22 protein-coding genes are annotated in these 22,512 nt (G+C 65.6%); 7 read left to right on the top strand and 15 right to left on the bottom strand.

Features of this window, described 5'->3' with window-relative positions; all coding sequences use genetic code 11:
- Positions 1-100: 100 nt before the first annotated feature.
- Entirely contained in the window at positions 101-1,141 is a 1,041-nt protein-coding gene (locus B3349_RS16735) for a diguanylate cyclase domain-containing protein (RefSeq protein WP_291590427.1), read from the top strand.
- A 90-nt stretch (positions 1,142-1,231) separates the two neighbouring features.
- On the top strand, positions 1,232-1,882 hold the full coding sequence (locus B3349_RS16730; RefSeq protein WP_066537419.1) for a mechanosensitive ion channel family protein: 651 nt from the start codon (positions 1,232-1,234) through the stop codon (positions 1,880-1,882).
- A gap of 123 nt (positions 1,883-2,005) precedes the next feature.
- Here the strand turns inward: B3349_RS16730 and ppk2 are convergent, their stop codons facing one another.
- Positions 2,006-2,926: a polyphosphate kinase 2 gene (gene ppk2, locus B3349_RS16725; RefSeq protein WP_291590426.1), complete on the bottom strand. Its 921-nt coding sequence runs from the start codon at positions 2,924-2,926 to the stop codon at positions 2,006-2,008.
- Positions 2,927-3,170: 244 nt separating this feature from the next.
- Between ppk2 and B3349_RS16720 the strand changes: the two genes are divergently transcribed.
- The 5 genes from B3349_RS16720 to B3349_RS16700 all read left to right on the top strand — a co-directional run bounded on the left by B3349_RS16720 (position 3,171) and on the right by B3349_RS16700 (position 8,137).
- Positions 3,171-3,680 (top strand): rhodanese-like domain-containing protein, encoded by a 510-nt coding sequence (locus B3349_RS16720; RefSeq protein WP_291590424.1) that lies wholly within the window; start codon positions 3,171-3,173, stop codon positions 3,678-3,680.
- 33 nt (positions 3,681-3,713) lie between these two features.
- Complete coding sequence (gene epsC, locus B3349_RS16715) at positions 3,714-4,715, top strand: serine O-acetyltransferase EpsC (protein ID WP_291590423.1); 1,002 nt, start codon at positions 3,714-3,716, stop codon at positions 4,713-4,715.
- Positions 4,716-4,717: 2 nt separating this feature from the next.
- Entirely contained in the window at positions 4,718-5,005 is a 288-nt protein-coding gene (locus tag B3349_RS16710) for a helix-turn-helix domain-containing protein (RefSeq protein WP_291590421.1), read from the top strand.
- An 81-nt stretch (positions 5,006-5,086) separates the two neighbouring features.
- On the top strand, positions 5,087-6,025 hold the full coding sequence (locus B3349_RS16705; protein ID WP_066537077.1) for a family 2A encapsulin nanocompartment shell protein: 939 nt from the start codon (positions 5,087-5,089) through the stop codon (positions 6,023-6,025).
- Positions 6,026-6,130: 105 nt separating this feature from the next.
- Positions 6,131-8,137 (top strand): family 2A encapsulin nanocompartment cargo protein cysteine desulfurase, encoded by a 2,007-nt coding sequence (locus tag B3349_RS16700; protein ID WP_414646926.1) that lies wholly within the window; start codon positions 6,131-6,133, stop codon positions 8,135-8,137.
- Positions 8,138-8,244: 107 nt separating this feature from the next.
- Here the strand turns inward: B3349_RS16700 and purT are convergent, their stop codons facing one another.
- From purT to rnc, 14 genes are all read right to left on the bottom strand, one after another.
- Positions 8,245-9,462, bottom strand: a complete 1,218-nt coding sequence (gene purT / locus B3349_RS16695; RefSeq protein ID WP_291590420.1) for a formate-dependent phosphoribosylglycinamide formyltransferase — start codon at positions 9,460-9,462, stop codon at positions 8,245-8,247.
- 139 nt (positions 9,463-9,601) lie between these two features.
- Positions 9,602-9,931, bottom strand: coding sequence for a DHCW motif cupin fold protein (locus tag B3349_RS16690; protein WP_066537081.1), 330 nt, complete (start codon positions 9,929-9,931; stop codon positions 9,602-9,604).
- A 120-nt stretch (positions 9,932-10,051) separates the two neighbouring features.
- Entirely contained in the window at positions 10,052-10,720 is a 669-nt protein-coding gene (locus tag B3349_RS16685; protein ID WP_291590419.1) for a TenA family protein, read from the bottom strand.
- Between the two features lie 80 nt (positions 10,721-10,800).
- A complete protein-coding gene (locus tag B3349_RS16680) occupies positions 10,801-11,271 on the bottom strand; it encodes a hypothetical protein (protein ID WP_291590418.1) in 471 nt (156 codons plus the stop codon).
- A 119-nt stretch (positions 11,272-11,390) separates the two neighbouring features.
- On the bottom strand, positions 11,391-12,449 hold the full coding sequence (locus tag B3349_RS16675; protein WP_291590417.1) for a 6-phosphofructokinase: 1,059 nt from the start codon (positions 12,447-12,449) through the stop codon (positions 11,391-11,393).
- Between the two features lie 182 nt (positions 12,450-12,631).
- Positions 12,632-14,011 carry a c-type cytochrome gene (locus tag B3349_RS16670; protein ID WP_291590415.1) on the bottom strand — a complete coding sequence of 460 codons (1,380 nt, stop codon included), beginning with the start codon at positions 14,009-14,011 and terminating at the stop codon, positions 12,632-12,634.
- A gap of 13 nt (positions 14,012-14,024) precedes the next feature.
- Entirely contained in the window at positions 14,025-15,794 is a 1,770-nt protein-coding gene (locus tag B3349_RS16665) for a GMC family oxidoreductase (RefSeq protein WP_280013439.1), read from the bottom strand.
- 3 nt (positions 15,795-15,797) lie between these two features.
- Positions 15,798-16,496 carry a gluconate 2-dehydrogenase subunit 3 family protein gene (locus tag B3349_RS16660; RefSeq protein WP_291590414.1) on the bottom strand — a complete coding sequence of 233 codons (699 nt, stop codon included), beginning with the start codon at positions 16,494-16,496 and terminating at the stop codon, positions 15,798-15,800.
- A gap of 506 nt (positions 16,497-17,002) precedes the next feature.
- Positions 17,003-18,103: a beta-N-acetylhexosaminidase gene (gene nagZ, locus B3349_RS16655; protein ID WP_291590413.1), complete on the bottom strand. Its 1,101-nt coding sequence runs from the start codon at positions 18,101-18,103 to the stop codon at positions 17,003-17,005.
- 87 nt (positions 18,104-18,190) lie between these two features.
- Positions 18,191-18,586 carry a holo-ACP synthase gene (gene acpS, locus B3349_RS16650; RefSeq protein ID WP_066537103.1) on the bottom strand — a complete coding sequence of 132 codons (396 nt, stop codon included), beginning with the start codon at positions 18,584-18,586 and terminating at the stop codon, positions 18,191-18,193.
- Between the two features lie 81 nt (positions 18,587-18,667).
- Positions 18,668-19,450, bottom strand: coding sequence for a pyridoxine 5'-phosphate synthase (locus B3349_RS16645; protein ID WP_291590408.1), 783 nt, complete (start codon positions 19,448-19,450; stop codon positions 18,668-18,670).
- Complete coding sequence (gene recO / locus B3349_RS16640; RefSeq protein WP_291590404.1) at positions 19,447-20,232, bottom strand: DNA repair protein RecO; 786 nt, start codon at positions 20,230-20,232, stop codon at positions 19,447-19,449. Before recO ends, B3349_RS16645 begins: the two co-directional genes overlap by 4 nt.
- A 149-nt stretch (positions 20,233-20,381) precedes the next feature.
- Entirely contained in the window at positions 20,382-21,470 is a 1,089-nt protein-coding gene (gene era / locus B3349_RS16635; RefSeq protein WP_291590403.1) for a GTPase Era, read from the bottom strand.
- Positions 21,467-22,150, bottom strand: a complete 684-nt coding sequence (rnc, locus tag B3349_RS16630; RefSeq protein ID WP_291590402.1) for a ribonuclease III — start codon at positions 22,148-22,150, stop codon at positions 21,467-21,469. The genes era and rnc overlap by 4 nt, the downstream gene beginning before the upstream one ends.
- Between the last annotated feature and the right edge of the window lie 362 nt (positions 22,151-22,512).

Below are 22,512 nucleotides of genomic sequence, written 5' to 3'. Positions count from 1 at the left end.
CCCGCGATGGCTGCCTTCGTAACCAACCACTACACTGGGCCGCACATCGCGGCCCTTTGTGCGTGGTGGCGCCGCTTTTTTGGAGAGACAGGACTGCCGAATGCATGCATCCCCTGCATTGAATGCCGCAGCGCCCCATCCGGACGCTTCGGCCCCCTTGTCCAACAGCTTCACCGTGCTGGTGGTGGACGATCAGGCCTCGGTGCGCCATTCCCTGATCACCGAACTGCGCCACGCAGGCGTCACCGAGGTGATGGAAGCCGTGGACGCACCGTCTGCCGTGCAGATGTTCAAGATGCGCCGCCCGGACCTGGTGCTGCTGGACATCCGCCTGCCCACGCACGACGGCTACTGGGTCGCCCAGCAGCTGCGCGAGGCCGAAGTGGGCGACTGGACGCCCATCATTTTCCTGTCAGGCCTGGACAATGACCTGGACATCTGGCGCGGCATTGAATCCGGTGGCGACGACTACCTGATCAAGCCCGTCAAGCCCATTGTGCTGATCGCCAAGCTGCGTGCCATGCGGCGCCTGCTGGACATGCGCCGCCGCCTGGTCAGCCTGTCGGCCGAGCTGCACCTGGCCAACCAGCGCCTCAACGAGATGGTGGAGGTCGACGCCCTGACCGGGCTGGTCAACCGCCGCGGCTTTGACCGCATCCTGCACTCCGAGATCGATGCCGCCCGCCGCGAGCAGCAACCGCTGACACTGATGCTGTGCGACCTGGACCATTTCAAGCGCTTCAACGACGCCGCAGGCCATGTGCAGGGCGATGACTGCCTGCGCGCCGTGGGCCGGCTGCTCAAGGAGGTCTGCGTGCGCCCGCGCGACGTGGCCTCGCGCTACGGTGGGGAGGAGTTTGCGATGATCCTGCCCAACACGCCGCGCTCCGGCGCCATGACGTTTGCCCGTGCGCTGGGCAGCATGCTGCGCAGCCGCGCCATCCCCCACCCGGACTCGCCCAGCGGCGCCGTGCTGTCGCTGTCCGGCGGCATCACCACCTGCATTCCCGACGAAGGCACCAGCGCCGAGAGCATGGTGATGCGCGCCGACGAAGCCCTGTACGCGGCCAAAGCCCAGGGCCGCGACCGGTTTTTCAGTTTCGAGATGCAGATGGATACCATTGAGCAACGCCGGGGCTGAACCCGGCCTGCGCCACACCGACCAGGGCACCACGGCGGTGCCCTGTTTTTTTGGATAGAAAGTTTTGTTCCCGTGACCCTGCTGCAACGCATGAAGAGCCTCCAGACCCATTTGCCCGCCTGGGTGACGGACTGGCTGGATGTCGTGGTTCCCCTGCTCCAGATGGTGCTGATCATCGTGGTCGCCTGGCTGCTGCACCGCCTGCTCAAACGGCTGATCGTGCGCGCCAGCGACCACTACCAGTTCCCGCACGAGCTGCTGATGCCCATCCACACCGTGGTGCGCTGGCTGATCATCATCAGCGCGCTGCTGCTGGTGCTGGAGCGCCTGGGGGTGTCTGCCAGCGTGCTGTGGACCGCCTTCACCGGCTTTGCGACCGTGGGCGCCGTGGCGTTCTTTGCCGCGTGGAGCGTGCTGTCCAACCTGTTCTGCGCCTTCCTGATCTTCACCGTGGGGCCGTTTCGCGTGGGCGATCACATCGAGCTGCTGGACACGGCCGAAAAGCCCGGCGCCCTGGGCAAGGTGGTGGACATCAACCTGCTCTACACCACGCTGGAAGACGCCACCGCCCCGGTGGCCGGCACACTGCTGCAGATTCCGAATGCACTGATCTTCCAGCGCGTGGTGCGCCGCTGGCGCGCCGGCACCGAGCTGCCACCCGAAAAGCTGCAGCACCCGGCCCCGCCGGCCCCTGGCGCTTCGGAGCCCGCCCCCGCCCCCAAGAGCGCGACCTTCCCGTAAGCACCACGCCCTTCAAACAAAAAAGCCCTGCTGCACTGCACCAGGGCTTTTTTTGATCCGCAGGGGAACGCGGACCCGATGGCCTGATCGCCTGACGGCCCTGCGGCGCGGTACGGTCAGCGCTCAGTACAGCTGGGGCACGATCATGCTTTCCGGCACCGGGCTGCGCAGGTAGTCCGCATGGCGCACCCGCGCGGGCAGCTCCACTTCGGGGCGGGGCACCTCGCTATAGGGGAACTGCGACAGCAAATGCCGTATGCAGTTCAGCCGCGCCTGCTTCTTGTTGTCAGCCGGCACCACCCACCACGGGGCTTCGGGGATGTGGGTGTGTTCCATCATCACTTCCTTGGCACGGGTGTAGTCCTCCCAGCGGCGGCGGGACTCCAGGTCCATGGGCGAGAGCTTCCACTGCTTGAGCGGGTCGTGGATGCGCCCCAGAAAGCGCAGGTGCTGCTCTTCGTCGGTGATGGAGAACCAGTACTTGATCACGCGGATGCCGGAGCGCGCCAGCATGCGCTCGAACTCGGGCACGGAGCGGAAGAACTCGTCGTACTCCTCGTCCGAGCAAAAGCCCATCACCCGCTCCACCCCGGCGCGGTTGTACCAGCTGCGGTCAAAAAGCACCATCTCCCCGGCGGCCGGCAGGTGGGCGGCATAGCGCTGAAAGTACCACTGCGTGCGTTCGCGGTCGTTCGGGGCAGGCAGCGCCACCACGCGGCACACGCGCGGATTCAGGCGCTGGGTGATGCGCTTGATCACGCCGCCCTTGCCAGCGGCATCCCGCCCTTCGAACAGGATCACGGCCTTCTGTTTGGTGGACGCCACCCAGTCCTGCAGCTTGACCAGCTCGGCCTGCAGCCGGAACAGCTCCTTGAAATACGCCACGCGCTGGGCATGGCTTTCCGGTGCAACTTCGGCCGCGCCCGGTACGGCGCCGAGCACCCCGGTACGGTCTTCGATTTCCAGCTCCAGCTCTTCGTCCAGGCTGTCCAGCAGGTCGCTCTCGATACGGCGCACCAGCTCTTCACGGTTGTCCCAATTCATCGCACACCTTCTTGCTTTGCCGGTTGTGGCATCTGCCACACAGGCTACGCGCCCCATGCGACGGTTTGATGACAGCCGCGTGCAGCCTGCCCGTCGGCCACCTCCGGAGGCCGGCCTCGCTGTGTCGCTTCATCGTTTTGCGCACAAGCACATCCATTTTTGTTCGTTGGATGGCACGCCGGCGGCTCGCAAGATGCTGTCTATCGCCATCTTCCTGCGATGGATTGCACCGAAAGACCACGCCATGACTTACACCGCTACCGCCGCCGAGACCACCACCACCGCCGCCGCCCAGCGCCCGCAGCTGCCTGCCGTGTTGCAGCAGGCCCTGGTACAGGCCCAGGAACAAGGCCTGGCCTATGCCGGCAGCGTGGCCCCGCTCCAAGCCTGGCAGCTGGTGCAGCAAGGCCTGGCCCTGCTGGTGGACGTGCGCAGCGCCGAAGAACGCAAATTTGTCGGCCAGGTGCCGGGCAGTGCCCATGTGCCCTGGGCCAGCGGCACGGCGCTGACACGCAACCCCCGCTTTGCCCGCGAACTGGCCGCGCTGCACGCCAAACAGCCACAACCGCTGCCCGTGCTGCTGTTGTGTCGCAGCGGCAAACGCTCCGCACTGGCCGCCCAGGAAGCCGCCAAGGCTGGCCTGCCCCATGTCTTCAATGTCAGCGAAGGCTTTGAAGGCGACCACGACACACAGCAGCAACGCGGCCACTTCAATGGCTGGCGCTTTTACGGCCTGCCCTGGGTGCAGGACTGACCCCTCCCTCTTTACCGGATTGCGATTGCCACCATGAGCTCTTTCGACATTGCCCCCATCGTCACGCAGCTGCGCCAGGTCCGCGACCATTGGCGCGAACAGCAGAACCGCACGGAATCCGGCCACCGTGAATTTCCATCGCGGGACGCCATTGCCCAGGCCGTGGAAGGCCTCAAAGGCGTGCTCTACCCGCAGCGCCTGGGACCGTCCGACCTGCGCCACGCCAGCGAAGACTTCTATGTAGGCCACACCCTGAACACGGCGCTGCAGCTGCTGCAGACCCAGGCCCAGATCGAGCTGCACTACCGCCACCGCAGTGCGGGAGTGAGCGTGCCGGATCCCTCCGGCCAGGCAGCCCAGGCCCTGCGCGCAGTCCAGGCCGTTGCCCAGCAGTTGCCGCTGTTGCGCCAGCTGCTGGACATCGATGTGCTGGCCGCCTTCCATGGCGACCCCGCTGCGCGCAGCGTGGACGAGGTGGTGCTGAGCTACCCCGGCGTGCTGGCACTGATCCACCACCGCATCGCCCACGCCTTCTACCGGCTGGAGCTGCCGCTGCTGGCCCGCATCATGGCCGAGCTGGCCCATGGGCAGACGGGCATCGACATCCACCCCGGCGCACAGATCGGCCCCGGCTTCTTCATCGACCACGGCACCGGTGTCGTGATTGGCGAGACCGCCGTCATCGGCCAGAACGTACGCATCTACCAGGCCGTGACGCTGGGCGCCAAGCGCTTCCCCAAGGATGCCCAGGGGCATCTGCAAAAAGGCTGGGCGCGCCACCCCATCGTGGAGGACGACGTGGTGATCTACGCCGGCGCCACTATCCTGGGGCGGGTGACCATCGGCAAAGGTGCGGTCATCGGCGGCAATGTCTGGATCACCGACGACGTGCCCGCCGGCACCCATGTCAGCCAGGCCAGCCTGCGCCAGGCCGAGCAACCGGCGGAGCTGCCCGTGGCTGCGGCGGTGCCGCCTGCCACGCCCCCGGTGCTGTCTGCCCCGGCCCCGGAACGCACCGCCCGCGTGGCCGCCTGAACATGCCCGCGCAACACTTTGTCCAGGACTTCGGGCTGGCCGTGCGCCAGCTGCGCGAAGGGCGCGGCTGGTCGCAGGAGCACCTGGCCGCACAGTCCGATCTGAACCGCTCCTACGTGGGCGAGATCGAGCGCGGCCAGGTGGCGCCCTCCCTGATCACGCTGCACAAACTGGCCCAGGCCCTGCACCTGGGCACGGCCGACCTGCTGGCGCATGCCGAACGCATACGCCAGCAGCGTGAAAGCCAGCGCCAGCACCTGGCAACGCGCTTGGCGGCGATAGCCGGTTGAAGCCCGATCGGCGGCATTGAACACTGGCGAAGACTGTTTTCCCGCATTTCCCACCACCGATTCCACCAGGAGCCTTTTTCCATGACAGCAACCGTCGGCGGTACCACCGCCCTGGGCGACAACGCAGCCCGCCAGCTTGCCAATGCCACCAAGACCGCACCGCAGCTGGCCACGATCACGCCGCGCTGGCTGACCCATCTGCTGCAATGGGTGCCGGTGGAGGCCGGCATCTACCGCGTCAACCAGGTCCAGAACCCGGAAGATATCAAGGTCACCTGCACCGCCAAGCAGCACGAGAACCAGCTGCCGCGCACCTATGTGGACTACGACGCCAAGCCGCGCGAATACTTCCTGAACGCGGTCTCCACCGTGCTGGATGTGCACACCCGCATCTCCGACCTCTACAGCAGCCCGCACGACCAGATCAAGGAACAGCTGCGCCTGACGATCGAGACCATCAAGGAAAACCAGGAAAGCGAGCTGATCAACAACCCCGACTACGGCCTGCTGTCCCAGGTGAGCGACGAACAGCGCATCTTCCCGCTGACCGGTGCGCCCACCCCCGATGACCTGGACGAGCTGCTGACCAAGGTCTGGAAGGAACCCGCCTTCTTCCTGGCCCACCCGCTGACCATTGCCGCCTTCGGCCGTGAAGCCACGCGCCGTGGCACGCCTCCGCCCACTGTCAGCCTGTTCGGCAGCCAGTTCATCACCTGGCGCGGCGTGCCGCTGATCCCTTCGGACAAGGTGCCGGTGGCCGATGGCAAGAGCAAGATCCTGCTGCTGCGCGTGGGCGACCGCCGCCAGGGCGTGGTGGGCCTGTTCCAGCCCGGCCTGCCCGGCGAACAAAGCCCGGGCCTGTCGGTGCGCTTCATGGGCATCAACAACCACGCCATCGCCAGCTACCTGATCTCGCTGTACTGCTCGCTGGCCGTACTCACTCCCGACGCCGTGGCCGTGCTGGACGACGTGGAAATCAACAAGTACCACGACTACTCGGTGCTGGACACCTACAAGTAAGTCCCGCTTTGCGCTGCGTCGGGGGGTTGACCATCCCCACGCAGCGCACATCCCCAGAGCACAAGCAGCCCCTTTTCGACATCGCGCACCACAGGAGATGCGGTTTTGAGCACCACCACCGCGCAAGCGCCCACCCCGGCCGCCGCACAAGCCGCCCCGCTGGCGCCCCCGATTCCTTCCACCCCGGCTGCGCCGCTGGACACCGGCGCGCTGGCGCAGCTGGCGACGGCCTTGTTCCGCAGCCTGCCCGGCAGCGCCGCCCCCCAGGGGGCCCAGCCCCCCAACACCTGGGCCCCAGGCGGCTCCCCCCTGGCCAGCCCGGCGGGCCTGGCGCCCAATGTGCCCGGAACGCCCTTCCCGCAAGGACAGATCCCGGGGGCCAATGTGCTGCCCAGCAACCCCGGCACCGTGCTGGCCCTGGGCCACCGCGCCGCGACGGCACGTCCGCATGCGGCCGCCGGCAACGGCGTGCCCGACCAGGCATTCACCGCCCTGCCCGCCTACGAACCCCGCCTGGCCGGCGCCACCGATGGTGTGCCCCAGGCCGCGGCCGCAGACGCCGCCACGCAGCGGCCTGCAGCAGGAGGCGCTGCGGCAGTTGCGCCAACGCACCCCTCCCATCCCGGGCTGGATGCACTGAGCCAGCAGGCCGTGACCGCACTGGGCAGCCAGGGCACGGCACCGGGCACGCCGTTCGTTCCCGGCATCCCCTCCGGCCTCCTGGCAACGTCCGCCGCGCCAGCGGCCACGCTGCCCGGCAGCACCGATGCCGCAGCCCCGCAGTTCTACTTTGTCGATGCGGTCGCCCTGCCCGGCGGCTTCGTCACCCCGGCCAAGCCCCATCCCCACGGGCAGGCTGCCAGCACGCCGCAGTCGCAGGCCGACCGCCACCCCGGCTTCGATGTGCAGGCGGTACGCCGTGACTTTCCCATCCTGGCCGAGCGCATCAACGGCAAGCCGCTGGTCTGGCTGGACAACGCCGCCACCACCCACAAGCCGCGCCAGGTAATCGAGCGCATTGCGCACTTCTACGCGCACGAGAACTCCAACATCCACCGCGCCGCCCACACGCTGGCGGCCCGCGCCACGGACGCCTACGAACACGCCCGTGAAGTGGTGCGCCGCTTCATCCATGCCCCCGATGTGAACGAAGTCATCTTCGTGCGCGGCACGACCGAAGCCATCAACCTGGTGGCCAAGGCCTGGGGCGGGCAGAACGTGGGGGCCGACGATGAAATCATCGTCAGCCACCTGGAGCACCACGCCAACATCGTGCCCTGGCAGCAACTGGCACAGGCCAAGGGCGCCAGGCTGCGCGTGATTCCGGTCGATGACCAGGGCCAGATCCGCCTCGACGAATACGAAAAGCTGCTGAACGACCGCACCAAGATCGTCGCCATCGGCCATGTGTCCAATGTGCTGGGCACCGTAGTGCCGGTCAAGGAAGTGGTGGCCCGCGCCCGGGCACGCGGCATCACCACGCTGGTGGATGGCGCCCAGTCCATCGCCCACACGCCGGTCAATGTGCAGGACATCGGGGCCGACTTCTTTGTCTTCTCGGGCCACAAGATCTTTGCCCCCACCGGCATCGGTGCACTCTGGGGTCGCCGCGCCGTGCTGGAGGCCATGCCGCCCTGGCAGGGCGGCGGCAACATGATTGCAGACGTGAGCTTCGAGAAGACCGTGTTCCAGCCGCTGCCCAACACCTTCGAGGCGGGTACCGGCAACATTGCCGACGCCGTGGGCCTGGGAGCGGCGCTGGAGTATGTGGAGCGCATCGGCATCGAGAACATCAGCCGCTACGAACACGCGCTGGTGGACTACGGCATGCAGCAGCTGGCCACGATTGCCGGCCTGCGCCTGATCGGCACCGTGCCCGGCAAGGCCAGCGTGCTGTCGTTCACGCTGGAAGGCTATACGACCGACGAGGTGGGCAAGGCGCTGAATGCCGAAGGCATCGCCGTGCGCACCGGCCACCACTGCGCCCAGCCGATTCTGCGCCGCTTCGGCGTGGAAACCGCGGTGCGCCCGTCGCTGGCCTTCTACAACACCTTCGAGGAAATCGACCAGCTGGTCGCCATCGTGCGGCGCCTGGCCAGCCAGCGCCGCTGAAGGCGGCCGGCGTCAAAAAAGCCACGGTGCCTTGCGGTGCCGTGGCTTTTTTTGTGGGGTACTTCAGCGCTGCTCTCCTGCGCCGAAGCGGCCGCCGTCAAGGCCGCTCAGGGCTTGCGCGGCTTGACCTTGCTGGCGGCCAGCTTGGCCGTCACACGGGCCTGCTCCACATCGGCAGCGCGCGCCAGGGCCACGCCCATGCGGCGCTTCACAAAGCTTTCAGGCTTGCCGAACAGGCGCAGATCGGTGCCGGGAATCGCCAGCGCTTCGTCCACGCCGTCGAACACCAGGCCCTGGGCATCCTGGCCGCCGTAGATCACGGCGCTGGCACCGGGGTTGCGCAGGCTGGTGTCCACCGGCAGGCCCAGGATGGCACGGGCATGCAGCTCGAACTCGCTCTGCCACTGGGTAGCCAGCGTGACCAGCCCCGTATCGTGCGGGCGCGGCGAGACTTCGCTGAACCACACCTGCTCGCCCTTGACGAACAGTTCCACGCCGAACAGGCCCAGGCCGCCCAGGTTGTCGGTCACGGCCTTGGCAATCTGCTGCGACTTCGCCTGGGCCGTGGCGGACATGGGATGGGGCTGCCAGCTTTCCACGTAGTCGCCCGCCTGCTGGATATGGCCCACCGGATCGCAGAAATGGGTCTCGACCTGGCCATCCGCGCCCTTGGCGCGCACCGTCAGCTGGGTGATTTCGTAGTCGAAATCGATGAAGCCTTCGACGATCACACGGCCCTTGGCCACGCGGCCACCGGCCATGGCGTAGTCCCAGGCTTTCTGCACATCGGCGGGGCCGTCGATCTTGCTCTGGCCCTTGCCCGAGCTGCTCATCACCGGCTTGACCACGCAGGGGTAACCGATCGCGGGCTGGCCGTCGCTGCCCTCGATAGCGGCCTGCAGCTCGTCCTGGGAATCGCAGAAGCGGTAGGGGCTGGTGGGCAGGCCCAGGGTTTCGGCCGCCAGGCGGCGGATGCCTTCGCGGTCCATGGTCAGGCGCGTGGCGCGCGCCGTGGGGATGACGGTGACCACGCCAGCGGCTTCCAGCTCTTCCAGCATGGGGGTGGCAATGGCTTCGATCTCGGGCACGACCAGATCGGGCTTTTCGGCCTCGATCAAGGCCTTGAGTTGCGCCGGATCGCTCATGGTGATGGTGCGCGCATGGTGGGCCACTTGCTGGCCGGGGGCGTGCTCATAGCGGTCGACCGCAATGGTCTCCACGCCCAGGCGCTGCAAGGCAATCAGCACTTCCTTGCCCAGCTCGCCGCTGCCCAGCAGCATGACTTTGGTGGCGTGGGGGGTGAGAGGGGTTCCGAGGGTGGTCATAAGCGCTTTCCGTCCAGCCAGCGGGCGTAGCCCGCTATCGTTTTACATGGCGGAAGGCTCCGCCGCACAGGCGGAATCATAGTGGCTGGCGGCTGGCCCTCGCCGCCGAACGGGTTGTGCCCCGCCAGCCTCTCGCCACTCAGTCCACGATGAACAGCTTGGCACCGGTGGGCGCGGAAGAACGGTGGGCTTCCGCCTGGTCGGCGACCTGGTAGCTCATGCCCGGACGCAGCACCACGTGGCGGCCATCGTCCAGTTCAGTGTGCAACTCCCCCTCCAGGCACAGCAGGATATGGCCCTTGCTGCACCAGTGGTCGGCCAGGTAACCCGGCGTGTACTCCACCATGCGCACGCGCAGCGCCCCAAACTGGCGGGTGCGCCACCAGGCCGTGCCCTGTTCGCCCGGATGGGCCGTGGGTTCCACCTGCGACCAGTCGGTGGTGCCAAAGGGGATATCGTTCATCTGCATGGGAAAGTGCTCCTGGGGAAATGCACATCCATTCTCCATGCAGGCTGCTGCAGTGGGCCGCAGGGCTTGTGCATGCGCCCCATGTCCGCAGGCGATGGGGTGGACGCCGCGACCCCGGGCCTAGGCATACACATGGTCGAAGAATTGCCGCTCCAGCTGCACGGCACGCTGAAAGTAGCCAGCGGCCTCGGCACGGGCCGCATCGCTCAGCGCCGGACCGACACGGTCCAGTTCACTGCGCAGCCAGGCCACGAAGCCGCGGAAGAAGTCATTGGCGTGCAAGGTGATCCACTCCGCATGCTCGAAGCGCACGGGCAGCGGCAGCTGCTGCTTGGCGGGCTGGTCTGCCCAGTCCAGGTACAGGCCTTCGGCCACGGCCAGCACAGCGATGCAGTTGGCGTAGTTCAGGCTCTGCGCCGCTTCATGCATCAGTTGCTGGAACGCCTGGGTCTGGGGCGTGAGCGACGGCGCCAGACGCTCGGGCTCGGGCACTCCCAGCGCGTCGAAGCTGCGCAGGAAATAGGTGTTCTCGTCGCTGGTGATCATGGCCGCAAACTGCGACAGCGTGACACGCGGCGCAAACCGGTCGGCGCTGGCAATGGCGGCGCCCAGCAAGGCCACAAAGCGATTGATGAACTGGTAGTCCTGCACCAGATAGCGGCGCAGCACGGCATCGTCCAGCGTGCCGGCAAAGATCTCGTCGACAAAACGGTGCTGTACGCAGGCGGTCCAGTCACCGATGCAGGACTGGCGCAGTTGTTCGGCAAAGCCGGTAGGAAGGGTACTCATGCTCTCGATGGAAATGCTTGTCCGGGTGCGCCGCAACGGCGAAACACCAGGTGATGGGGGGCGTATCGTCAGCGCAAGGTTCAGTGCGTCAGCGCGGCTTTGCCGCTGCCGCGCTGGGGCACTTCGCCACTGGCAAAGTCATAGTCGCCGGACCACACCGCATCGCCCCAGTTCCAGTTGGCGCTGGCCTGCTCCAGGCTCAGCACATGCACGCCGGCCAGGTCCTGCACACGTTCCTGCAGCCAGGCGATCTGGTCGCTGCGCACAAATACAAGGGTGTTGATGCTCCATTCGGCATCGGTCACGCCCAGGCCCTGCAACTGCTCCAGCAGCGGGGCGTACCACTTGGCCACGCGTTCGTTGAGCTTGTTGACCAGCCCCAGCGGGAATCCGGAGGCCGAGACCTCCACCACATACAGCTGGCGCTTGGTGGGACGCAGCGCCACAAAGGCCGGGCTTTGCCAGCCAGCGGCCACATCGTAGTGGTGGGCCACAAAGGTTTCGCCGTTGGCCGTGAGCAGTTGCATCACGGCTTCTTGATGTCGGTCCATGGCTTGTGTTTCTTGCAAATTCAGCAGCCCCGCACCTTAGCGCGTTTTGGCCGCCCTGCCCGCTGCGCACGGTGTAAAAGCCTGCATCAGCCCGGCGCGGCGGCGCACCGGGCGGACGCTCAGCAGTGCTCGCCCAGGCAGATGCCGATATCCCGGGCCATGCGCAGCAGCCCATGGTCCAGCGGCACCTTGCGCTGGGTATTGGCGACCTCGGAAATCGCCACGCTGCCAATCGCCCCGTGCTCCAGCGTGACCATGCGGCCGAACTGCCCCAGCAGCACCAGCTGGGCGGCGTGGTGGCCGAACTGGGTGGCCAGCACCCGGTCGAACGGGGTGGGATCGCCACCGCGCTGCACATGGCCCAGCACCGTGGTGCGCACCTCGCTCTGGAGGTGCGGCTGCAGGCGTTCGCGCAGCACATGGCCCACGCCGCCCAGGCGCACCGGGTCGGGGCTGTGGGCAATGTGTTCGCGCACCGTCAGGCTGTGCCCGCTTTCCTTGGCACCTTCGCCGATGCAGATGATGGTGTAGCGCTGGCGTTGCTCGCGCTCCTGGCAGACATGGATGATGCTTTGCAGGTCGTAGTCGATCTCGGGCAGCAGGATGACGTCGGCAGCGCCGGCAATGCCGGATTCCAGCGCCAGCCAGCCGGCATGGCGCCCCATGGTCTCCACAATCATCACGCGGTGGTGGCTGTTGGCCGTGCTTTCGATGCGGCGCAGGCTTTCGGTCACCGTGGCCACGGCCGTGTCAAAGCCGAAGCTGCGTTCGCAGCGGGCAATATCGTTGTCGATGGTCTTGGGCACCCCCACGCACTGCAGGCCCACGCGCGACAGACCGTGGGCCAGGCTCATGGTGCCGTCGCCGCCGATGGCCACCACCACGTCCAGGCCCAGCGTCTGGACGTTGCGCCCCACCTGCGCCAGCGTGGCTTCGTCGCGCAGCGGGTTGGCGCTGTTGCTGGTGCCCAGAATGGTACCGCCGATGTGCAGAATGCCCGAGACTTCATCCCAGCTCAGGGGCTTGACGCGCGGCACCTCGCCCATTAGGCCTTCAAAGCCGTCGGCAATGCCCAGCACCTCGCACTGGCCATGGTTGATCAGGGACTTGGTGACCGAGCGGATCACTGCATTCAGGCCCGGGCAATCGCCCCCACCGGTCAACACACCAACGCGCATGAAAAGACTCCTTGTTCTGTACCGCACCGGGCGCCTTCATAACAACGCAGCGGTGCAAAACGGAATCATCCCACGCCAGCAGGCGCTTGCGGCATAAAAAAACCCAGCCGGACGCTCTGTCCGGCTGGGTTCGATGGGAGGCATGCCCGGTCCGTGAAGGGCCGGGGTGCGCGCCTTGCGGCTTACTGGGCGCGTTCGGGGGCAGCCGCAGCCTGGGTGTGCTTGCGCACCTTGCTGACGTCGCTCGCGCTGACGTTGGACGCCTTGTTGCCCCAGCCGTTGCGGATGAAGCTGGCCAGCTGGGCCACTTCTTCGTCGGTCAGGCGATCAGCATAGCCTTGCATGGCCAGGTGCATGGGGCGGCGGCTGGTCGAAGGCACCGACGTACCGTTCAGGATCACCGACACGAACGGGTTGGCGTCCTTGCCCAGCACCATGGCATTGCCTTGCAGCTCGGGGAAGATCTCGGGCGCACCCTTGCCGCTCACAAAGTGGCAGGCTGCGCAGTTGTCGAGATACAGACGGGCGCCCACCGGCATGTCCGGCGATGCAGACGTCAGCAGCGTCGCCGTGGCCTTGCCGGCTTCGTCAGCAGGCAGTGCGGGCATGCTGCGGGGACCGGCAGCGGCCACCTTGGCAGGCACGGCTTCCACCGGCTGGCCGTCCATGCTCTTCAGGAACACCGCCATGGCGTTCAGGTCGGCATCGGTCATGTACTGCATCGAGTGCTCGACCACCAGCGCCATCTCGCCATTGGCCACCGCGTGTGCATTGCGGCCCGTTGCCAGATAGGCAGCGATCTCTTCGGCCGTCCACCTCTGCACGCGGGCATCCTTGCCGCGCAGTGCAGGCGCCGTCCACTCATCCACCATGCCGCCAGTCAGGAAGCTGGCATCGCTCAGGCGTGTGCCGTCCTGGGCCATGAAGGTCGTGCGCGGGCTGTGGCAGGCAGCGCAGTGGCCTGCACCTTCGACCAGGTACTGGCCGCGGATCTGCTGCTCGTCACCGGCCATGGGCTTGAACTTGGCTTCACCCGACAGGGCCAGCCAGTTCCAGGCACGCAGGCCAAAGCGCATGTTGAACGGGAAGGTCAGGCTGGTGGCCTGCACTTCGTTCTTCACGGGCTTCACTTCGGTCTGGATGTAGTCGTACAGCGCGCGCAGATCGCTTTCCGCCATGAAACGGTAGTTCTCGTACGGCATGGCCGGGTACAGCTGCTGGCCGTGGCCACCGACGCCATCGACCATGGCGGCGCGGAACTGGTCCAGTGTCCAGTTACCGATACCGGTTTCCTTGTCGGGCGTGATGTTGGACGACCAGATGGTGCCCAGCGGGCTTTCGATGCCACGGCCACCGGCCATGGACTCGCCGCCATTGGCGGTGTGGCAGGCCATGCAGTCGCCTGCACGCATGACATATTCACCACGGCCGGGCTCGGCCTTCCAGTCGGCAGCCAGGGTTTCGTTGGCCGGAGTGGGCTTGAACGGTGCGTAGGCCAGGGCCAGCGCAGCGACGATACCCAGGACGATCAGTGCAATCAGAATGCTGAGGATTTTTTTCATGGATGACACTTCCTCAGACCAACGGACGCGGGTTCTTCAGGTACATGGTACGGATGGCATGCAGCGTCCAGTAGGCCAGGCCGCCGACCATGCCGGTGGGGTTGTACTGGGTGTTCTGCACAAAGTTGCCGGCACCGAAGACGAACACGTTGTGCTTGTCCCAGGCCTGGCAGTAGCGGTTGACCACCCCTTCGGTGGGCTTTTCGGACATCACGTGGCCGCCGGTGTTGTGCGTGGTCTGGTAAGGACGCACGTCGAACTTGGCGCCAATGCTCTTGAAGCCCGACTGGATCAGATCCGGCTTCAAGGCGTTGCCCACCTCCTCGGCCTTGACCTTCTGGTACTGGGTCATCTTGATGTCGTTGTCCTGCCAGTTGAAGGTCATGCGCATCAACGGACGGCCATGCGGATCCTTGTAGGTGGGATCCAGGTCCAGGTGGTTGTTGCGGTAGGACATGTGCGAACCGTGCGTGCCGATCGACATGGAGTGGCCGTACCACTCGCCAATGCCCTTCTTCCAGCCCGCACCCCAGCCCGGCGTGCCCTTGGGCAGCGGCATGGAGCGGATCGGCTGACCGTTCATGGTGCCGACGCGCCAGTAGGCGCCACCGATGAAGCCCAGCTTGCCGAAGTCGTTCTGGTTGATGCCGTAGTCATCGATGCACATGCCGTTGGAGCCATGACCGATGAAGGGGTTGAAGCTTTCGTCCTTGAAGAACAGGGTCACGCCACCATTCATCTGGTAGGCGTAGTTCTTGCCCGTCACACCGGTGTTGGTCTTGGGGTCGTAAGGCTTGCCGATGCCGGAAACCAGCAGCAGATGCACATTGTTCAGCTGGTAGGACGACAGGATCACCAGGTCCGCAGGCTGGAACACTTCTTCCTGCTTGACCGCATCGAAGTACGTCACGCCGGTGGCAGTCTTGCCGTCGGCCGAGCTTTCCACGCGCAGCACTTCGGAGTGGGTGCGGTATTCGAAATTGGGCTTGCGCTTGAGGGCATCCAGCACGGCCGTCTGGGGCGACGACTTGGAGTACTGGTAGCAGCCGAAACGCTCGCAGAAGCCGCAGAAGTTGCAAGGCGCCATCTGCATGCCGTATGGGTTCACATAGGCCGTGGACGCGATGCCGGCAGGTGCCGGGAACGGGTGCAGGCCCATGCTCTTGGCGCAGGCTTCGAACTTGCTGGCATCGTAGGTCGATGGCAGCGCAGGCATGGGGTAGTCTTTGGAGCGCCAGCCCTCGAACGGGTTGCCGCCGGCCTGGATCTGCCCCTTGATGTTGCCGGCCTTGCCAGAGACACCGGCCACTTCGTCAAACTGGGTGAAGAAGGGTTCCAGCTCGTCATAGCTGACGGGATAGTCCATCAGGTTCATGCCTTCTGGAATGATGGACTCGCCCCAGCGCTCCTTCACATAGGTGCGCAGCTTGATTTCTTCCGCCTGCGGACGCCACAGCAGACCGTTCCAGTGCGTGCCGGCACCACCCACGCCGTTGGCGGGCAGGAAGGAGCCCATCGCGCGGTAAGGCAAGGCGACTTCGTTGTCGTCGCGGCGCACCGTCACCGTCTGCTGACGGGGGTGCTGCATGTTCTTCAGGCGCACGCCGTAGGTGAGTTCATCGATCTGGTTGGGGTACTTGAACTCGGGCACCGTGTTCTGGTCGCCGCCGCGCTCCAGCGCCACGATCTCCAGCCCTTCGGCGGCCAGTTCCATCCCGGCGATGGAGCCGGTCCAGCCCAGGCCAACGATGACCACGTCTTTTTTCTTTTCAATGCGTGCCATGGTTTAAGCCCTTTCGCCCTTGATGGATACCGGTCCCAGTGGGTACTTCTTGTTGTGCTGATCCACCCATTCCGCGTAGCTGGCACGCGCGCCGGGGAAACCGATGTACTTCCAGGCCTGCATGCCATGGTTGCCGCCGTGCATGGGGTCGGCGAAGTAGCCTTCCTTGGTGTTGGCCAGCAGGGTGGCGAAGAAGAAGCTCAGCTCGGGAGCCAGCTTGATCTCACCCTTTTGCAGTGCGGTCAGGGCTTCGTTCTGCTGCTCGACCGTCAGGCTTTTGAATTCCTTGCCAAAGCGTTCCTGGCACGCTGCGTTGAAGGCAGGGATGGCCTGGCGGTACAGCTGCGCAGGCGTCAGCGGCGATTGCCAGCCGCGGTCGGGCGTGGCGGCCGGGTCGTGCGGGCCTTCCATGTACCAGATGTCGGCATTGCCGTAGTAGCCCTTCAGCTGGCGGTCGATGAACACCGGCACATGGGCTTCGATGGCACCTGGGCCGTCACCTTCCGAGGGGATCAGGCGTGCGGTGGCAGCCAGCACAAAGGCCCACTCCTCTGCGTTGAAGTACTCGGGCTGGTACTTGTCCAGCTGTACAGGGGCTTCCTTGGAGTTGGCATGGAACGTCATGGCGACGCCCGTCAGTGCCACACCGGCACCGGATGCCATCAGGAAAGATCGGCGGCTGGGTGGGGAAAAGTTAGACATTTTTCTATTCCTACATCGTGTCGACACCACTCCACACGCCAGTGTGTGGATGGTGTTTCGTTGCATCGAACGTGGTTTTCTTGCCATGCAGAAGTTAGATCTACATCACAAAAAATGCACTTTCGAAAGTGCGCGCGCACACAGATCCCCCACTTCTTGAGCGAGATCATGTTGTTTTAATGCTCCGATACTAGTAGCGCTGGCAAGCATTTGTTTCAGAGGCCGCGCACAACTGCAAACCACCAGTGGTTTTTTATTGGAGAAAAATACTGGGGTTTTCCATTAGATATAAGACCAAAGACTTGTGCTTACGTCTTCTTCCTCGGCCACGCGGTCGATCACGGCCCCGCGCACGCCTGTAAACACGCCTGCCGCCCCTGGGTGGCATGGCGGCTGGCGGTCCCGTTTGGCCGGGACGATGGCGGCATCGCAGACATAAAAAAATCCGCTGCAAACCGGGGTTTGCAGCGGATCAGCGGATGCAGGGCCCCTGCCGGGGCGGGTGCTCAGGGCAGCTGGTCCAGCGCCTGCAGATAGGCAGGCTGGCGCATCAAATCGTCCCAGGCCTGGGGCTCGGTGTCCGGCAGCAGCGACACGCGGCGCGATTCGGAATCCCCATCCGGCACCCAGCGGCCATTGCGCAGCGCGGCATCCATGCCATCCAGCAACTGGTCCACGTGCTCGCCAAAGCCCAGGCTCTGGTTGCACAGCAGCACCATGTCGCAGCCCGCCTGCAGCGCGGACAGCGCAGCTTCGGTGTAGCTGATCAGCGGGCCGCTGCTCCCGTGCAGGCGCCGGGCACCTTCCATGCTCAGGTCGTCGCTGAAGATCGCGCCGTCATAGCGCAGGCGGCTGCGCAGAATGTCTTTGAGCCATTTTTCGCTGAAACCCGCCGGACGCTTGTCCACCTTGGGATAGATCACATGGGCGGGCATCACGGCCGTCAGCACGCTGGAAAGCCATGGGTACGGCGCAGCGTCTTCGTCCAGAATGGCTTTCAGGCTGCGCGGGTCCACGGGGATATCGACATGCGAATCCGCCTTCACAAAGCCGTGACCGGGGAAGTGTTTGCCGCAGTTGCCCATACCGGCCTGCAGCAGGCCGTGCATCAGGCTCCTGGCCAGGGCCGACACCACACGCGGGTCCCGGTGGAAGCTGCGGTCCCCGATGACCGAGCTTTCGCCATAGTCCAGGTCCAGCACGGGGGTGAAGCTGAAATCCACACCGCAGGCACGCAGCTCGCTGCCCAGCACATAGCCGGCCGCCGTGGCGGCATTCAGGGCCCGCATGGCGCCGCTGCCTTCGCGGTGCTTGCTGCCCTTGCCGTCATCCATCCACATTGCACCCAGGGCGCGCATGGGCGGAATGTGGGTGAATCCATCGGTGCGAAAGCGCTGCACGCGGCCGCCTTCATGGTCCACACAGATCAGCAGGTCCGGCTGCACGGCCTTGATGTCGGCACACAGCTGCACCAGGGCCGCCCGGTCTTCCCAGTTGCGCTTGAACAGAATGATGCCGCCCACCAGCGGGTGGGCAAGGCGGGCGCGGTCCGCGTCGGAGAGCGAGGTGCCAGCGATGTCGATGATCAAAGGAGCGTGCAAGCGCATAGAGATACCTTGGAAACGGGTGAAGGTGTCAGAGACTTCGGTGCTGGTCACGGCCCGCGCTGCTGCAGTGCACAGGCGGCCATCCATTCAGGGCTTTTTTTCGACCACACAGTAGCTGGTGGCGTATTCCGATTCGTCGGACATGGAGATGTGGGCCTGCAGGCCCCGGGCCTCGCACCAGGCCTTGAGCGCGCCATGCAGTACCACCGTGGGCTGGCCGCTGGGCAGGTTGGCAATCTCGCAGCTGCGCCAGGTCATGGGCATGACCATGCCCAGGCCGATGGCCTTGCTGAACGCCTCCTTGGCCGAAAAACGCGTGGCCACGTAACGCACGCCGCGGTCCGGCCAGCGCTCGCTGCGCTTTTTCCAGGTCGCGATTTCGGCGTCGCTCAGCACCTTGCGCGCAAAGCGCTCGCCGTGCCGCTCCAGGCTGGCGCGGATGCGGCGGATGTCACAGATATCGGTACCAATGCCGTAGATCATCAAAGAACCCTCCGCACAGTCAATGCCTCGCCACCGGGGCCGCCACGCAGGCCGCCAGCGCGGCGGCGTGGCCCCTCGTCTTCACGCCCGGTCCGCCATGCCGGCATCGATGGCGCGCTGGTAGCTGCGTACGGTCTCGGCATAGCCCAGCTCCAGGGCATCGGCGATCAGTGCATGGCCGATCGACACCTCGGCCACCCCCGGCACCTGGGCCACAAAGGCCGGCAGGTTGTCGCGGTTCAGATCGTGCCCGGCGTTGATGCCCAGGCCCACATCCAGCGCAGCCTGGGCGGCGGCGGCGTAGATGCGCAACTGCTCGGCATGCTGGGGCGTGCCCCAGGAGGCGGCATAGGGTTCGGTGTACAGCTCCACGCGGTCCGCGCCCACGGCCTTGGCGGCGGCCATCTGCTCAGGCACCGGGTCCATGAACAGGCTCACACGCACCCCCAGGGCCTTGCATTCGGCAATCAGCGGACGCAGGCGCTCGGCATCCTGCGGAAAGGTCCAGCCATGGTCGCTGGTGAACTGGTCCTCGCTGTCCGGCACGAAGGTGGCCTGATGGGGGCGCACCTGCCGAATGAAGTCCATCAGGTTCTGCGTGGGATTGCCTTCGATATTGAACTCCGCCCGCGGCCAGGCCTGCATCAGCTCGGCCAGTTCATACACATCCGTGCCGCGAATATGCCGCTCGTCCGGCCGCGGGTGGATGGTGATGCCCTGGGCACCGGCTTCCAGACACAGCTGCGCCGCACGCGTGACGCTGGGAATGCCGAGGTGGCGCGTGTTGCGCACCAGCGCGACCTTGTTGACGTTGACGGACAGCGCGGTGCGCACGGCACCGGACGAAACGGGAGAAGCGGTCATAGCGATTGAAGATCCAACATCAGCTGGCGGGTGCGCAGCGGGGGGTTGCCGCAATGGTATTGCAACAGCGCCCGCAGCTGCGGCTTGAGCGGCGCGGCCACGGCTTCGCAGCAGCGGGCCAGGGCGGCCAGCGGGTCTTTCTGTTGCAACGCGGTATCCAGCGCCAGCCACTGCGCCCCGTTCAGGCTGCCACGCGGGCTGCTGGTGGCCTGCAGGCCGGATTCGGCGGCCAGGGCATACCGGGATTCGGGCTGCAGCGCTTGCAACGTAAGGGTTTCGCTGTCCAGCGCGGGCAGCAGCCCCAGTTCGCGCAGCAGCAGCAGCTCAAAAGCGCGCAGTGCGGGCTCCACGGCGGCGTCGCCCTCCCCGGCATTGCGGCGCGGCGCCGAGGCCGCAGCCAGCAGGCGCACGAGCGCGGCATAGGCATCGAACAGCAGCGCATACGGGTCCTCGCGGGCCAGCAGACGCAGCAGCAGCTCGTTCAGGTACATGCCGGTCATCAGCCCGTCGCCCATGGGCAGCACATGGCCGCCGGCCCATTCCGCCCCCTTGAGCACATGGATGTCGGCCGCTCCGTCGCCCGACAGCGTCCAGTTCAGCCGCAGCGGCTGCAACGCCAGCAGCACCGGCCGGAAATTGGAGGTGTGGCGTTTGACGCCCTTGGCCACCAGCGCCACCCGCCCACGGTGGCGGGTAAAGCATTCCAGGATCAGGCTGGATTCGCTCCAGTCGTACTGGTGCAGGATGAAGGCGGGCTCTTCGCTAACCCTTTTGGTGGCCATGGTGCGGTGAAGACAAAAGGCCCCGAGGGGCCTTGAAAAGAAAGGCTGTCACAGAGCCTCACAGTGTCGCAGAGCGGCCTGCGCAGCGGTCGATGCCGGGCGCAAGCCCTTGGCACGGCGCAGCGAAGGCCTCTTGCGGCACCCGGCGCTCACTCGTAACCGAAGGATTTGACGCGGGCCTCGTCGTCCGCCCAGCCGGACTTCACCTTGACCCAGACTTCCAGGAACACCTTGGCGTCGAACTGCTTTTCCAGTTCCTGGCGCGCTTCGGTGCTGATGCGCTTGAGACGTTCACCGCCCTGGCCGATCACCATGGCCTTGTGGCCGTCGCGCTCCACCACGATGGTGGCGGCCACGCGCATGAAGCGCTTGTGGGTCTTGCTGGGCTCTTCCTCGAACTTGTCGATGACCACCGTCGAGGTGTAGGGCAGCTCGTCGCCGGTGAAGCGGAACAGCTTTTCACGCACGGTTTCGGCGGCCAGGAACTTCTCGCTGCGATCGGTCAGCTCGTTCTGGCTGTAGAACCAGGGCTGCTGCGGCAGGTATTTGGCGCAGATGCCGTACATGCGCTCGATGTCCTTCTTGTTCTTGGCCGACATGGGCACGAACTCGGCGAAGGGGTGACGCTCCTGCATGCTTTGCAGCCAGGGAGCGATTTCGTGGCGGCGGCCCACGGCATCCAGCTTGTTGGCGATCAGCAGTGTGGGGATGCCGGGCTTGAACAGGCTCAGCACCTTGGCGTCGGCCAGGGTGAAGCTGCCGGCTTCGACCACGAACAGAATCAGGTCCACATCACCGATGGCGCCCATCACCGTCTTGTTCAGCGATTTGTTCAGCGCGGTGGAGTGCTTGGTCTGGAAGCCCGGGGTGTCCACAAAGACGAACTGCGTATCGTCCTTGGTGTGGATGCCAGTGATGCGGTGGCGCGTGGTCTGTGCCTTGCGCGAGGTGATGGAGATCTTCTGTCCCACCAGCGCGTTCATCAGCGTGGACTTGCCCACGTTGGGCTTGCCAACGATGGCGATCAGGCCGCAGCGCTGCTCTTCCACCGGCACTTCCCGCACGGGCTCGGCGGCGCTGTCCTCGTCGGTGCGGATGGGCGTGGCGGCTGCCCCGGGCTTGGCCCCGGACAGCATGGCGCTGATGTAGTCCAGGCTGGGATCGTTGATGTCGATCTGGCTCTTGGCGCGATCGGGGCTGGTTTTGCCTGCTGGTTTTTTCTTGGCAGCGTCGGTCATGGATGTTTCGCTTTCAGTTGATCGAGCAAGGCAGCGGCTGCTGCCTGCTCCGCAGCACGGCGCGAAGCGCCTGTGCCGTTGGCATGGAGGTGGAGTTCTGCGATTTCGCAGGCCACCTCGAAGGTTTGCAAATGCGCGGCCCCGGTGATCTCTGCCACTTTGTACTGCGGCAGCTTCATGCGACGGCCCTGCAGCCATTCCTGCAGTGCGGTCTTGGGGTCTTTTTGCACCGCACGCATGTGCGGGTTGATGTCCACCCCCTCATAGAGGTGGTGCACCAGGCGTTCGGCCGTGCGGTAGTCGGCGTCCAGATAGACGGCACCGATCAGCGCTTCCACGGCATCGGCCAGGATGGAGGGGCGCTGCTTGCCGCCCGATTTGGCTTCGCCCTCGCCCAGGCGCAGCAGGCCGGGCAGCTCCAGCTTGAGTGCGATCTGGTGCAGCGTGCCTTCCTTGACCAGGTTGGCCCGCACACGGGAGAGATCGCCTTCGGGCAGCGACTGCAGCCTTTGGTACAGCAGAGTGGAGACGGCCAGGCTGAGCACGGAGTCCCCCAGGAACTCCAGGCGTTCGTTGTTGTCCGCGGAGAAGCTTCGGTGCGTCAGCGCACGTTGCAGCAAGGCGGGTTCAGAAAAAGTATGTTGCAGACGCTGCTGCAAAGCTAAAAGGCCGGGTAGCACCTAGGAATCTGGTCGTTAAATCGGTGAACAAGGCAGGCGGCGCCTGCCAGCGAAATCTATCGGGAATACAGGCCGCCGGCCAGTGCTTTTTCATGCACCGGGCGGCTGCCACGCGGCACGCTTGCGCGGCGTCATGCCATCGGCGGCGGGGCGGGGTAAAGCCGGATCGTAGCGCCGGACCCATGCCGTCCGGCAGGGGCGATCCAGGGGGCGTCGTCTTGCACAGGGTCTGGTATGTCCAGAAAGACAGGGGGCTCATTGTCCGCCAATCGCGAAAGCCGCGACGGCGGCGTCCCCTAAACACCCGCGCTCTGAAGGAAAGCCCGCGCTGGCGTGCACGGGCTGAGGTGCGGCGGGGGGGG

Origin of the sequence: Comamonas sp. UBA7528 (assembly GCF_002479375.1) — a bacterium.
In the GTDB taxonomy this organism is placed as follows: Bacteria; Pseudomonadota; Gammaproteobacteria; order Burkholderiales; family Burkholderiaceae_C; genus Comamonas.
This window is presented reverse-complemented; position numbering and strand designations above follow the sequence as displayed.